This is a genomic window from Collinsella sp. BM28 (genome assembly GCF_054551995.1).
Genome location: NZ_JBTOLJ010000001.1, coordinates 792275 through 805927 on the forward strand (window position 1 = coordinate 792275; position 13653 = coordinate 805927).

The 13653-nt window shown below is 62.0% G+C and carries 12 protein-coding genes; 3 read left to right on the top strand and 9 right to left on the bottom strand.

Features of this window, described 5'->3' with window-relative positions; genetic code table 11:
* Positions 1–15 precede the first annotated feature (15 nt).
* From ACX9NZ_RS03380 to sufC, 7 genes are all read right to left on the bottom strand, one after another.
* Positions 16–750, bottom strand: coding sequence for an iron-sulfur cluster assembly scaffold protein (locus tag ACX9NZ_RS03380; protein WP_118653321.1), 735 nt, complete (start codon positions 748–750; stop codon positions 16–18).
* A gap of 191 nt (positions 751–941) precedes the next feature.
* Complete coding sequence (locus ACX9NZ_RS03385; RefSeq protein WP_304292030.1) at positions 942–2369, bottom strand: lysylphosphatidylglycerol synthase transmembrane domain-containing protein; 1428 nt, start codon at positions 2367–2369, stop codon at positions 942–944.
* Positions 2370–2472: 103 nt separating this feature from the next.
* The gene (gene sufU, locus ACX9NZ_RS03390; protein ID WP_118653325.1) at positions 2473–2895 is read right to left on the bottom strand and encodes a Fe-S cluster assembly sulfur transfer protein SufU; all 423 of its coding nucleotides are present in this window, start codon (positions 2893–2895) and stop codon (positions 2473–2475) included.
* Positions 2888–4231, bottom strand: a complete 1344-nt coding sequence (locus ACX9NZ_RS03395) for an aminotransferase class V-fold PLP-dependent enzyme (protein ID WP_407495961.1) — start codon at positions 4229–4231, stop codon at positions 2888–2890. Before ACX9NZ_RS03395 ends, sufU begins: the two co-directional genes overlap by 8 nt.
* Entirely contained in the window at positions 4228–5490 is a 1263-nt protein-coding gene (locus tag ACX9NZ_RS03400; RefSeq protein WP_407495963.1) for a SufB/SufD family protein, read from the bottom strand. The genes ACX9NZ_RS03395 and ACX9NZ_RS03400 overlap by 4 nt, the downstream gene beginning before the upstream one ends.
* Complete coding sequence (gene sufB / locus ACX9NZ_RS03405; protein ID WP_407495965.1) at positions 5490–6902, bottom strand: Fe-S cluster assembly protein SufB; 1413 nt, start codon at positions 6900–6902, stop codon at positions 5490–5492. Before sufB ends, ACX9NZ_RS03400 begins: the two co-directional genes overlap by 1 nt.
* Before the next feature lie 12 nt (positions 6903–6914).
* Positions 6915–7691: a Fe-S cluster assembly ATPase SufC gene (gene sufC, locus ACX9NZ_RS03410; RefSeq protein WP_407495967.1), complete on the bottom strand. Its 777-nt coding sequence runs from the start codon at positions 7689–7691 to the stop codon at positions 6915–6917.
* A gap of 161 nt (positions 7692–7852) precedes the next feature.
* Here sufC and ACX9NZ_RS03415 point away from each other — a divergent pair, with 161 nt between their 5' ends.
* Together ACX9NZ_RS03415 and ACX9NZ_RS03420 are read left to right on the top strand one after the other, a co-directional pair.
* The gene (locus ACX9NZ_RS03415) at positions 7853–8398 is read left to right on the top strand and encodes an RrF2 family transcriptional regulator (RefSeq protein WP_118653335.1); all 546 of its coding nucleotides are present in this window, start codon (positions 7853–7855) and stop codon (positions 8396–8398) included.
* Between the two features lie 135 nt (positions 8399–8533).
* Positions 8534–10678, top strand: a complete 2145-nt coding sequence (locus ACX9NZ_RS03420; RefSeq protein ID WP_317440586.1) for an LTA synthase family protein — start codon at positions 8534–8536, stop codon at positions 10676–10678.
* A gap of 35 nt (positions 10679–10713) precedes the next feature.
* On the opposite strand, the gene ACX9NZ_RS03425 is transcribed toward ACX9NZ_RS03420, so the two are convergent.
* Together ACX9NZ_RS03425 and ACX9NZ_RS03430 are read right to left on the bottom strand one after the other, a co-directional pair.
* Positions 10714–11469: an ABC transporter ATP-binding protein gene (locus tag ACX9NZ_RS03425; protein ID WP_407495970.1), complete on the bottom strand. Its 756-nt coding sequence runs from the start codon at positions 11467–11469 to the stop codon at positions 10714–10716.
* 10 nt (positions 11470–11479) lie between these two features.
* Positions 11480–12304, bottom strand: coding sequence for an ABC transporter permease (locus ACX9NZ_RS03430; RefSeq protein ID WP_407495972.1), 825 nt, complete (start codon positions 12302–12304; stop codon positions 11480–11482).
* A gap of 369 nt (positions 12305–12673) precedes the next feature.
* On the opposite strand from ACX9NZ_RS03430, the gene ACX9NZ_RS03435 reads away from it, so the two are divergent.
* Positions 12674–13639 carry a hypothetical protein gene (locus ACX9NZ_RS03435; RefSeq protein ID WP_407495974.1) on the top strand — a complete coding sequence of 322 codons (966 nt, stop codon included), beginning with the start codon at positions 12674–12676 and terminating at the stop codon, positions 13637–13639.
* Positions 13640–13653 lie beyond the last annotated feature (14 nt).

Here is a 13653-nt window from a genome sequence, read left to right on the forward strand (position 1 = left end):
TCTATCCCTCCCTTTCTACTCGTGAACCGGGAAGACGTTGGCGACCGTGTGGGTCTCCTCGTCGGTGCGCGGGTCGATGTACTTGGCGGCGTTCTCCCACTGGCCGTAGTGGCCCATGGCGCCGGCGATGGCCTCCTCGGGGGTCTTGCCGGCCTTGAGGGCGTCGGTGAACTTGCCGAGGTTCATGAACTCGAACGCGATGATCTCGTTGTTGGCGTTGAGGGCCATGCGGGTCACGTAGCCCTGGGCGAGCTCGAGGTAGCGAGCGCCCTTGGCCTTGGTGCCGAACATGGTGCCGACCTGGGAGCGCAGGCCCTTGCCGAGGTCGTCGAGGGAGGCGCCCACGGGCAGGCCGCCCTCGGAGAACGCGGTCTGGCTGCGGCCGTAGACGATCTGCAGGAAGATCTCGCGCATGGCCACGTTGATGGCATCGCAGACGAGGTCGGTGTTGAGGGCCTCGAGGATGGTCTTGCCGGGGAGGATCTCGGAAGCCATGGCGGCGGAGTGGGTCATGCCCGAGCAGCCGATGGTCTCGACGAGGGCCTCCTCGATGATGCCCTCCTTGACGTTAAGCGTGAGCTTGCACGCACCCTGCTGCGGGGCGCACCAGCCAACACCGTGCGTGAGGCCGGAGATGTCCTTGATCTCCTTGGCCTGGACCCACTGGCCCTCCTCCGGGATGGGCGCGGGGCCGTGGTATGCGCCCTTGGCGACGGGGCACATGTTCTCCACTTCCTGTGAGTACTGCATGCCTCTCCTCTCTTTCGTAGTCGCTGCCGGACGCACGGTTTTGATTCCGATGGACCGGGCAAACCTGACATGCAGCTTTATTTTAACCCGAGTTGGGTCGCCTGCGAGGGAGAAGGTAAGTTGAAACGCTTTAATATGGGCGAAGCGTGGCAGGAGTGATCATGTCCGAGGGGCCGCGCCAACGGGGGACGCTATGCGTTGCGATCTTTGCAGGTGCCCGATGTGGAACCGTCTTCGTGCGCGCGCGCCTCCTTGTTCGTGCGTTTTGCAGGAACCTTGAAGGTGACACCGTCGGACTTGCGCGCGGCGTTGACTCGCGTCGGCGTGCTTGTTCGCTTGTCCGTCGGCCTGAACTTGACGCCCGCCGGCCGTCTGACTCCGCCCCAGTCACCATGTGCTACATGATGGGCGTTATGCGCGCGGCGGCTCCAGCGGTTGTAGATGCTCTCTCCTGTAGTGGAACGCATGCCCATGCAGGGGGCGGCGATGACGACGGGCAGCAGATACTCGATGGAGCGCCATATGACGAGACCTGCAGACAGATGCCATCCGAACATATTGCCAAACAGGTAGGTAAAGCCGACTTCGGCGCCGCCTGCTCCACCTGGCAGCGGAATAGCGTTAACGAGCAGCTCGACCATGGAGCCGGAGGCGAGGCAGACCAGCAGGTCGGCCTCGAGGCCAAACGAGCGCAGAACGAAATAGGGCAGCGCATACATGCAGCCGAGTTGGATCAGGGTAAGGAGCTCTACGATGGGGAGCACATGCCAGTTGGATGCTGCAGAGCGGAAAGCCTGTGAAAACGTGGTGACCTGCGTGGTGAGGAAGTCGAGGTAGCGCTCATAGCGCTCCTGGTTGAGGATGTGCAGCGTGCGCCCGATCTTGAGACCGAGCGAGCCAAGTTTTTGGATCGGTCCGGGTAACAGGCAGAGCAACAGCACACCGCCGACCTGGATGAACTTGTATCCGAACATGAAAATGCCGATCCAGATAACATCGAGCCCGATGATCTTGACGTCGGCGAAGGTCTCTAAAAAGTAGTTGCCGCAAAAGAGCAACATGATGGCGGCGAAGATGCCCTCACCCGCCTCATAGAGGGTGAAGCGTACGAATTGCAGGGCGGAAGCATCGGCCAGGGAGAGTCCCGCGCGCGTGAGGCGGTAGATTTGCGACGGGATGACGCCCGCGCCTCCCGGGGTAAGACGCATGAAAAAGACGCCGGATGCCTCCACGCTCATGAGGTCGCGGAACCCGACGGGGGAGTCGTGGTCGATGACGACGATGGCGGCGTACGCCAGGATGCCGAAAACGTAATAGCACAGAAAGCACGCGACGCCCGCGATGATCCATTTGGGATTGACGCCGATGAGTGCGCGGATAAAGTCATCGAGTTGTCCGCTCATGACGAGGTAGGCGGCGTAGGCGACACCAATGAACGCAAGGAAGATGAAGGTGGTGCGCACCTGCTTCATGGAGGTGCTGTCGGCCTTGCGGTCCTGGACGGCGGAGACGTCTCCAACTGCGATTTTGGGGGCGCGGCGTTCACGCTGCTGCTCGGTTGCCCCGGGCGTTACGGACGCCGTTGAGCGCTCCTGTTCGCGATCGGTCTGTGACGTCATCCATGCCTCCGTGGGTACATCGTGGCCGCGCCGTCGCGACCGTGTACACAGTGTACCCGTCTGTCACGGCGCCGCGCCGGGCATGAGCTGATACACAAGAAGGTTACGCGCTGAGTATACCGTCGAGCGTGCGCCAGGCGAGCTCGGCACACTTGACGCGCGCGGGCATGTGCGAGATGTCCTTGAGTTGGGCCGCCTCGTCGAGGTCGTCAAAGTCGTCCTCGGTGAGCTCCTCGCCGCGGATCATCGCCAAGAAAAGCCCGGAGAGGCGCTTGGCCTCCTCAACCGTCTCGCCCGTGATGAGGTCTGCCATGATATCCGCTGACGCCTGCGAGATCGCGCAGCCGTGCCCGGTGAAGGCGGCCTCTTCAATGACACCGTTCTCCACGCGTAGGGAAAGCGTGAGCTCATCGCCGCAGCTGGGGTTGATGCCGTCATGCGTGTGCGTGGGGGCGTCCATCTCGTACTTGTAATCGGGGTGCGAGCTGTGTTCCATGAAGGATGCGGAACGGTAGATGTTACCCATTGAAGACACTCCAGACGTGGTTGAGGGAGTCGATGAAGCGGTCGATGTCGTACTTGTCGTTGTAGAAGGCAAGGCTGGCGCGGCAGCAGGCGAGGTTCTCCACTCCGAGCCACGTGAGGAGCGGCTGGGCGCAGTGGTGTCCCGCGCGGATGCACACGCCGTCCATATCCATGATGCTCGCTACATCGTGTGGATGGATGCCGCGGATGTTGAAGCTGATGGCTCCATGGTGCTGGTCCCAGTAGATGGACCCGATGATGTCGACGAAGGGAAGCTCGACCATGCGACTCATGGCGTAATGGACGAGCGCGCGCTCACGCTCGGCAATGACGTCATAGCCGACCTTGTTCACGAGGTAGTCCAGCGCCACTCCGGTGGCGTAAATGCCAGCGGCGTCCTGTGTGCCGGCCTCGAACTTCTCGGGCACGGGGGCCCAGACGGCGCCCTGCTCGGTGACGGAGTCGATCATCTCGCCGCCGGTGAAGACGGGGTCGGTTTGGTCGAGCAGCTCCGCACGTCCCCACAGCACGCCCACGCCCATGGGACCGAGGGCCTTGTGTGCGGAGAAGGCGAGGAAGTCGGCGCCGAGCTGGTTCACGTCGACGCGCATGTGCGGGATGGATTGCGCGGCGTCGACCACCATGTAGGCTCCGTTTGCATGCGCGGCCGCGGAGAGTTTGGCGATGGGGTTCTCCACGCCCAGGACGTTGGAGACGTGCGCGGCGGCGACGATCTTGGTCGCAGGTCCGATCTTGGCGGCGATCTCCTCGTCGGTGATCCGACCGGTTTTGGTGGGGTAGAGGTAGACGAGCTTCGCACCTGCGGCGCGGCACGCCTGCTGCCACGGAATCAGGTTGGAGTGGTGCTCCATGATGGTGATGGCGACCTCGTCACCGGGCTTGAGCACGTGGGGCGCGAAGCCCTTGGCAACAATGTTCAGCGCCTCGCTCGTGTTGCGGCAGAACACCACCTCGTTGGCGCGGGCGCGACCTCGCTCGTCTACCGCGCCCAAGAGCTCGGCGATCTGGGCGCGTACGCGTGCGATGGCCTCGGTCGCCTCAACGGAGAGCGAGTACAGACCGCGCAGGGGATTGGCGTTCATCGTTTCATAGAAGCTCCTTTGAGCTTCGAGAACGCATGCAGGGCGTTGCGCGGTGGCGCCGCTGTCCAAAAAGGCGATGTCCTCTCGCTGGGCGAGGAGCGGGAAGGAGCTTTTATACGGATTGAGCCCGATGTCGACGCGGGGCCATCCGCGACTTACCTCATCAGAGGCATCGAATACGAAACTGGAAGGTGCGGTGCAGGTGTCGCAGGTCACGTTGTCGGTGTCGATCACGCGATCTCCTCCTCAAAATCCGGGACGATCTGGTTGCCCAGGAGGACGACATGGGCGCGAATCGCGTCATTGGGCGCGCGTAGAGCGGCGTCCTCAAGTTTGGCGGAGAGGAACAGGGCCTCCGTCTGCTCTTGGGAAAGGCCGCGACATGCGGCGTAGAAAAGCTGCTCGGGACGCACATGGCCGATGGTGGCACCGTGGTTGCCCGCGACGTCGTCCTCATCGCATAAGATGGTGGGAATGGTCTTGTTGTCCACGCCATGGTTTGCCAACAGGACCGTCTCGCGCTCGGCGCCCTCGGCTCCCTTTGCCCCGTGGATGAGGTCGATGGTGCCACGTAGGCATTTCTTGGACGAGCCGGTGAGCACGCCGTTTGCGTCCATGTTGGAGAGCGTCTTGCGACCGCGATGGCGGATTACGTAGTTGAAGTCGCGCTGTTCGGTACCAGCGGCGAGATAGCTCGTCTCGACGTCGATGCGGGAGCGGTCGCCCCGGAGGTCGGCTGCGAGGCCTGTGGCGGTGAAGCCGCCTGCGAGGACCACATGACGGACGGTCACGCGCGCGTCCTCGTCGAGCACGAAGCCGGAATCCTCCATGAGCGTGACGGCATCGCTGGCGGTGACATAGACCGTGAGGTCGACGCGGGCGCCGCGTCCGGCGAACACACGCAGAGTGGAGCCCATGAAGGTTGGCTGCTCGGCGGTGGAATCGAGGGAGATGGTCACGGCGAAGGTGGCACCGTCCTCGGCGATGATGTCAACGCTGGCACCCGATGCAGTGCCATTCTCAGCAGTAACACGGATGTTCGCCTGCTCGGTCTCACCAGCCTCGGCTGCGAGGACCGCGGTTCCGCCGGCGAGGAAGTTCAGATAGGCGCGGGCGTTGATGCCGATGCCAGTCTCAAAGTCGGCGGCGACATCACCGGCCATCTCGGAGAGGGCGGCGCGCTTCTCGTAGGAGGAAAGGGCGGGGACATCGAGGTCCTCGGCGCCCTTATCCTTGCGCGTGGCGGCAACGCAGATGGCGCGGGAATCTGCACGGGCGTCGCTGCGTTCGGCGTCGAGGCGCTCCTGCAGGCGAGCGATGGCGCTTTCAAAACTCGTGGTGTTGTCCAGGGTGTCGCCTGCCTCGATTTCGACCTGGCATGTGCGTTCCAGGCCATCGGGGATCTTCACGGTGACGTCGTTCATCTTGAGCCAGCTCCAAGTTGGAGCAGGCATCGCACTTGCATGGCGAATGGTCATACCGTCCATCTTCATTATCCGATAGCCCCTTCCATCTCGAGCTTGATCAGGTTGTTCATCTCGACTGCGTACTCGAGCGGGAGCTCCTTGGAAACGGGATTGGCGAAGCCGTTCACGATCATGGTGCGCGCCTCTTCCTCGGACATGCCGCGGCTCATGAGGTAGAACACCTTATCGTCGCCGATGCGACCAATCGTCGCCTCATGGCCGATGTCCACGTTCTTGGCGCGGATGTCCATCGCGGGGATGGTGTCGGAGCGCGAGATGTCGTCGAGCATGAGCGACTGGCACGACACACTCGCCGCAGAGCCCTCGGCGGCCGGGGTGGCGACGATGGAGCTGCGGAACGTGGAGATGCCTCCGCCCTTGGAGATGGACTTGGTCTCGACCGTGGCGGTGGTGTCGGGCGCGCCGAGCACGACCTTGCAGCCGGTGTCGAGGTTCTGGCCGGCGCCCGCGAAGGTGATGCCGGTGAAGCTCGAGCGGCTCTTGCGGCCCGCGAGCACGCTCATGGGGTAGAGGTAGCCCACGTGGCTGCCAAAGGAGCCCGAGATCCACTCGATCTCGCCCTCCTCCTCGCAGCGGGCGCGCTTGGTGTTCAAGTTGTACATGTTCTTCGACCAGTTCTCGATGGTCGAATAGCGCAGGTGCGCGCGCTTGCCCACAAAGAGCTCTACGGCGCCCGCGTGGAGGTTCGCCACGTTGTACTTGGGTGCCGAGCAACCCTCGATGAAGTGCAGGTCGGCGTCGTCCTCGACGATGATGAGCGTGTGCTCGAACTGACCCGCGCCCGCGGCGTTCAGACGGAAGTAGCTCTGCAGCGGGAAGTCGAGCTTGACGCCCTTCGGTACGTAGACGAACGAGCCGCCGGACCACACGGCGCCGTGCAGCGCCGCGAACTTGTGGTCGGTGGGCGGGATGAGCGTCATGAACTTCTCGCGGATGATCGCCTCCCACTTGGGCTCGTGGAGTGCCTCCTCGATACCCGAGTAGACGATGCCCATCTTGGAGGCGGTGTCCTGCATGTTGTGGTAGACGAGCTCGGAGTCGTACTGGGCGCCCACGCCGGCGAGATAGCTGCGCTCGGCCTCGGGGATGCCCAGGCGCTCGAAGGTATTTTTGATGTCGTCGGGTACGGAGTCCCAGTCGGCCTTTTGGTCGGTGTTGGGCTTCACGTACGTGACGATATGGTCCATGTCGAGGCCGTCGATGCCCGGTCCCCAGGTGGGGTTGGGCGTGTTGTGGTAGATCTCGAGGGATTTGAGGCGGCGCTCGAGCATCCAGGCGGGCTCGTCCTTGCGCTCGGAGATCTCGCGGACGATGTCGGGCGTGAGGCCCGCGTCGAGGCGCTCGAAGCCCTCCTCACCGTATGAGAAGTCATAGAGGCTGCGGTCGATGTCCGCGACCTCGGTGCGGTTCTTAACCATGTTCCGGGCCTCCTATTGAGCGCCGTTGAGCTGCGCGGCGGCCTCGCGCTCGAAGGAGTCGAAGCCGTTCGCGTCGATCCACGGGATGAGGGAGGCGTCGTCCTCGCGCACGATGCGGCCGTTCACCATGACGTGGACGCGGTCGACCTCGAGGTGCTCGAGGATGCGCGTGTTGTGGGTGATGATGACGAGCGAGCCGTCGGTGGAGCGGCGGTAGGCGTCCATGCCGCGGGAGACCACGCCGAGCGCGTCGACGTCGAGGCCGGAGTCGGTCTCGTCGAGGATGGCGAGTTTGGGCTGGAGCAGCAGGAGCTGCAGCATCTCGACCTTCTTCTTCTCGCCGCCGGAGAAGCCCACGCCCAGCTCGCGGTTGAGGTAGGCGGTGTCCATGTCGAGCTCCGCGGCGAGCTCCTTCACGCGACGGCGGAACTCCTTGCCCTTCATCTCGAGGCCGGGGCGGCCGGCGACGCTCGCGCGCAGAAAGCTGGAGAGCGGAACGCCCGGAATTTCGACCGGGGCCTGGAAGGAAAGGAACAGACCCGCGCGGGAGCGCTTGTCGGGGGAGAGGTCGGTGATGTCCTGGCCGTCGAAGGTGATGGTGCCCTCGTTCACGGTGTAGACCGGGTCGCCCATGATCATGTGGCCCATGGTGGACTTGCCCGCGCCGTTGGGGCCCATGAGGACGTGGGTCTCGCCGGCGGCGACATCGAGGTCGATGCCGTGGAGAATGGTCTTCTCGTCCACCGAGGCGGTGAGGCCGGTGATGCTGAGCAGGGGTGTTGCGCTCATAAGAAATCCTTTCGAGGTGCGCGGGCGATGTGCGATCCGCGCTAAACTCTAGAAGTTCACTCGGATTAACGATACGATGATAGCCGATTTCTGCGAGAATATGCAGACGTTTCGAGACCAGGCTCGCTGTTTCACATGGTTTACCGCAAGGGGGTTCGCCCATGCTCATTTCCTCAAAGGGCCGCTACGCGCTCAAGCTGATGATATACATTGCCGCGATCGGCGGGGATCCCGTTGCGGGAAGTGCCGTTGGTGATGACGCCCCTGCACCAGGGAATGGGTCGCGCTCAGGGTCGTTGGCCCTTGATGCCCCCGCACGACCCCTCGCGAGCGCCTCGCGTCCCCAGACTAAGGTGTCGCTGCGCGAGGTCGCCGAGCGGGAGGTCATCTCGCTCAAGTACTTGGAGCAGCTAGTGCGCCCGCTCATGAAGGCGGGCTTGCTCAAGAGCGTACGTGGCAAGGGCGGCGGGTACGTTCTGGCCAAGCCGGCTGCGCAGATTCGCGCCGGGGATATCCTGCGCGCGGCGGAAGGGGAGCGGTCCACCGTCGCTTGCGAGGGGCTTGAGGGCGCCTGCGGGCGCAGCGACCTGTGCTCGACCGTGAAGTTCTGGACCGGGCTCGAGGAGACCATCGACGCCTACGTGGACGGCGTGACCCTCGTCGAGCTCGCCGCTGTGCCGGAGATTAAGGTGGAGATTGAACTGTAGGTGCTAGTGGCGGCATCGGCGCGAATCGATGCCGCTATCGCGCGCACCGATGGTGCCGGGCATTGTTGTGGCTACGCGCTCCCGTGTTAGGATGATGTTTACCGTCTCCTTACCTTGTCTTGAACGGATCGTTACATGCCCGAGTTTGCTCCTGCGGCGTATTCCATACCGCTTTTCGTTTCTGCGCTTGCTCTGACCGCATTGGCAGTTTTCCATGCCGTGAGCATGTGGAGGCAATGCCGCCGCTTGCCTCTTGGAGACATCATGTGGTCGGTGTTCTATGTGGCACTCTTGCTCGTTGTTGGCATTTTTTGCTTGCTCGGTGGCATAGACGCCGAGGCTGGAATCCTCGACCTTGGCGCTTATGCTGTGGCGTTGTTTTTGTGCGGCACCATCACGCTCATGCGAAATCGCATTTCGGACGGCATGGCGGAACTTCCCATCAAACTGCGGGCTGCCCTGCGTGCCGTCGCCATCGTCTGTGTTATCGCATTTGTGTCCATCGTTTCCGCATGGATGATCGATTACGTCTGGCTGGATACGAGCGGGTCGATTCAGCTGCAGTATTTCGCTGTAACCGTCTTGCTTTTTGCGTTGGCGTCTGTTGCCCTGTATTTTCTGGGGCAGCGAGGGGGAGCTCTTATGGCGTTTGTCCCCCTGTGCGCTTTGGGATTTGGCATCGCCCAGCATTTCGTGGTGATGTTCAAGGGTACTCCCATCATGCCCACGGATCTGCTCTCGCTTAAGACGGCTGGTGCGGTTGCCTCCGGTTATAACTACGTGCTTACTCCCAAGATGGTTGTGGCCCTGTGTGCGACCGCCGTATGCGCTTGCAGCCTGTCCCTTCTTAAACCGGACTATAGGAGCTTTTCTCGCAGAGCGCGCGCAATCACTGCGGGCGCGAGCACGCTGGTGGGCGTGGTTCTGTTTGCCATCCTGGGCGGGTTGTTCAACAGGGTGAAACTTGAGGAGATAATTGTTTTTGGGTACGACCGATTTATGCCCATTAATACGTATCAAACGCTCGGATTCGTCCCCGCGTTCATTGAGGTCGCCCAGGATCTGAAGATTCCCGAACCGGAAGGATATGACGGGCAACAGGCGACGGACTTGCTTTATCAGCTCGAAGACGAATTCAATGCCACCATGGGTTCCACGCCCGAGCGCCTTGCGGCGGAGGCTCAGTTCAACGAGATCAAGCCTACCGTCATCGCTGTCATGAACGAGACGTTCTCCGACCTGTCGATATACGATGCAGTGCGTGATGCGGGCTATGGAGGACCTCAATTCTACAATTCGCTCGAGGGGACGCTCCAGCGCGGCACACTCATGGTGTCGGTTATGGGCGGTGGTACGGCAAATTCGGAGTTCGAATTTCTTACGGGGAATTCGATGGCGTTTATTGGGACGGGGAAATACCCGTATCAGCTCTATGATTTGAGCGAGTCCGATAGCCTAGTCAAGCAGTTTAAGCAGCTGGGATACGGCACGGTCGCCATGCATCCGCAGAGCGCAGTTAACTGGAAACGTTCTTCCGTGTATGAGCAGCTTGGTTTTGACCGGTTCCTCTCTATTGAGGATTTTGAGTCCGCGCCCGTGTACCATTCCGGCGCGACGGACGCGTCTACGTACGACAAGATTCTCGAGCTGCTCGAGCAGGATGCCGCGCCGCAGTTCATATTCGATGTCACTATGCAGAACCACAGTGGTTACGGCGAGGGGAGCGTGCCTGCCGAGGATGTGGTTAACCTGGATGTTACGGGTGTTAACGACTCGGCGGTCTTGTCTGAGCTCGGTGTGTATTTGGCCTGCATCAATAGGTCAGATCAGGATCTGGCGCAGTTCATCGAGAGATTGAAAGGCATCGATCACCCTGTTGCGCTGGTGTTTTTTGGCGACCACCAACCGGGGCTCGCTGGTACCTTGGCTGATTCCTTGTATGCCGACGAGAATCAGCTTGACCGAGAGTTCAAGAAGCATGAATCGACGTATATGGTTTGGACGAATTACGAGGTTGCCGGCACGGGGTTCGGTCAAGTTCGGACGACGAGCTCATCGCAACTTGCCGCGCAGGTTCTGTATGCGCTTGGTGCGCCTCTGACTGATCGTCAGAAGGCAGATCTTGTCTTGGGGCAAAGCGTGGGGGCAATCAACCTGCTGGGCTATATTGGAGCCGATGGATTGAGGTATGAGCTCGGCACCGATAGCCCCTATCGTGAGACGATTGCGCAGATGCAAGCGATTCAGTACCTAAGGTTTACGGAGAAGCTTGGCCAGTAGTTTAAGTGTGACTGCGCTTGTCTTTCATTCACAGCCTACGCGAACTGCGCCCGATACGCCTTGCAGACCTCGTCCACGGGGCCGTCCATGCGCAGGTCGCCCTTCTCGATCCACACGGCGCGCTGGCAGATGCGCTCCACCTGGTCCATGGAGTGGCTCACGAACAGTACCGTCACGTTGCCGTCCTCGATGAAGTGCTGGATGCGGCGCTCGCACTTCTCCTGGAAGAACACGTCGCCGACGGAGAGCGTCTCGTCCACGATGAGGATGTCGGGCTCGGTGATGGTGGCGATGGCGAACGCGATGCGCGCGACCATGCCGGAGGAGAAGTTCTTCATGGGCATGTCCACGAAGTCGGGAAGCTCGGCGAAGTCGATGATCTCTTGGAAATGGGCGTCGATGAACTCCTCGGTGTAGCCGAGTAGGGCGCCGTTGAGGTAGATGTTCTCGCGCGCGGTGAGCTCGAGGTCGAAGCCCGCGCCGAGCTCGATGAGCGGCGCGATATTGCCGCGGACGATGCACTCGCCCTCGCTGGCCTCGAGCACGCCGGCGATCACCTTGAGCATGGTGGATTTGCCGGAGCCGTTGGTGCCCACAAGCCCCACGACCTCACCGGGCTTCACTTTGAAGGAAATATGCTTAAGGGCGCGGAATTCGTTGAAGAACAGCTCGTGCTTCATGAGCTTGATGAAGTACTCCTTGAGGCTGTTGAGCTGCTCGGATGCCATATTGAAGATCATCGTTACGTCGTTGACCTCGATGGCGTATTCGGAAGATGCGGTGGTTGCCATTGATGTGTCCTTAGACGTAGAGGATGAACTTGTGCTGGGATTTGCGGAAGACGAGGATGCCGATGGCGAGCATGACGACAGACCAGGCGGCGCAGAGGGCGAGGATCTCGGGCGAGGGGTTCTGGTTCCACAGGAAGATGTCGCGCATGAAGGTCACGAAGCCGTACATGGGGTTCGCCTTGACGATGCCGATAACCCACAAGGGGGCACCCTTGTCGATGAGCAGCTGGAAGTCCCAGAACAAGGGCGTGAGGTAGGTCCACGCGGTGAGGATGACGCTCCACAGGTGGATGACGTCGCGGAAGAACACGGCGAGCGACCCGATGATGAGGCCGATGCCGATGCAGAAGATGATGAGGAGACCCAGGCACACGGGCAGCCAGATAAGGTGCCAGGTGGGCATGACGCGGAACCACAGCATGACGAGCGCGACGGCGACGAGCGAGAAGGCGAAGTTCACGAGCGCGAACAGGACCTTCTGCACAGGGAACACGAAGCGTGAGATCTTGACCTTTTTGAGCAGCGGGGCGGCGTCGAGGAACGACGTGAGCGCGGCGCTGGTGGAGTCGGACATGAACGAGAACGTGATGTTGCCCAGGATGAGGTAGAGCGGGAAGTTCTCGATGCCGTTGCTGAACAGGAACGAGAACACGATGCTCATGACAACCATCATGAGCAGCGGGTTCAGCACCGACCAAATGACGCCCAGCACGCTGCGGCGGTATTTGAGCTTGAAGTCCTTGGTGACGAGCTGCTTCAAGATAAAGCGGTTCTTCTCTGTTTCGTTCTTGGCATACGGCTGGATGGTCGTCGCAGAAGTGGGGGAATCAGCCACGAGCGATGCTCCTTGACTTGACGGTTGCAAATTCGACATTCAAGTTTACCATGCGTCCGCTCCAGGCACCGTATCTGCACGGGGCGTTGTGGTAATGGCATCGAGTTAATTCTTTTCATCTGCTGATGCCCCTGCGACTGCAATGGGAATTATTAAGAGTTGGGATTCGGTCCTTCTTGCTTTTAAGAGGCGTTTCTCATATTAAAAAGAAATTTAACAGTCACCTAGATAGGTGATAGATAGCGCGGCCCGCAGGGCCGCGCTACCCTTATGCGTGCCAAACAGAGAATGTGCCCGAGCGCCCACCCGGATCTTTGTTTGGCGACAATCCCTCCGGGTGGGCGCTCGGGCGGATGGGACGATCCCGCCATGAAGCACGCGAACCCCTACGCCGGGCTCGTCGGGTCGCTGACGCCCGCCGAGCTGGAGGACCTGTCCGACGCCGTCGAGGAGCGCAGGCTCCGAGACGAGACCGGCTTCGGCACGCTCGCCGAGGCGGCGGAGATGTTCCGCCCGTCGCCTCCCTGCCCGCGATGCGGCGCCTCTCCGGCCTGGAGGGACGGATTCGAGCCCCCGGGGGTGCGGAGGTGGAGGTGCCCGGCGTGCGGCGCCAGGTCCACGTCGCTGACCGGCACCGTCCTCGAGGGCTGCAAGAAGCCGCTCGCGACCCGGGTGTCCTTCATCAGGCCGGCGCTGTTCGCCGTGCCGCCCGGCGCCTGCGCGGAGGCCTGCCGCATCGGCCGCCACACCGCCCGGGAGCGGCGCCGCCGCCCGTTCGCCGCCGTCGACGGCCACCGGGACCGCATCGTGCTGCGGGGCCGCGTCTGGGTCGACGAGACCTACGTCAACGACACGGACCTCCCCAAGAGATACGGGCAGGCGCGCAAGCGCGGGCTGTCCAAGCAGAAGCTGTGCATAGCGGTGGGCATCGACGCCCGCAGGGAGCCCGTCGCGGTGGTCTGCGGGCACGGCAAGCCCTCCGGCGCCCGCATCAGGGCGGCGCTCGGGGGTCACGTCGCGGAGGGCGCGACGCTCGTCCACGACCGCGAGAGGGCCCATAACGTCCCCGTCAGGGAGAACGGCCTTGCGGACGAGTCCTACAAGGCGGACGCGCGGGACCCGGAGTACCTTGAGGCGATGGAGCTGGTGAACAACCTGCGCTCGTGGCTCAAGCGCTACCTCTGGCGCTTCACCGGCATGGACCCCGAGAACCTGCAGTCCTACCTGAACCTCTACGTCTACTTCTTCAGGGTCAAGCGCGACGACGAGAGGTGGCCCAAGATCGCAAGGGTGGTCCGCCATCTGCTCATGGCCGAAGCGAGGTTCCGCAGGTGAGGGGCGTTCTCCTA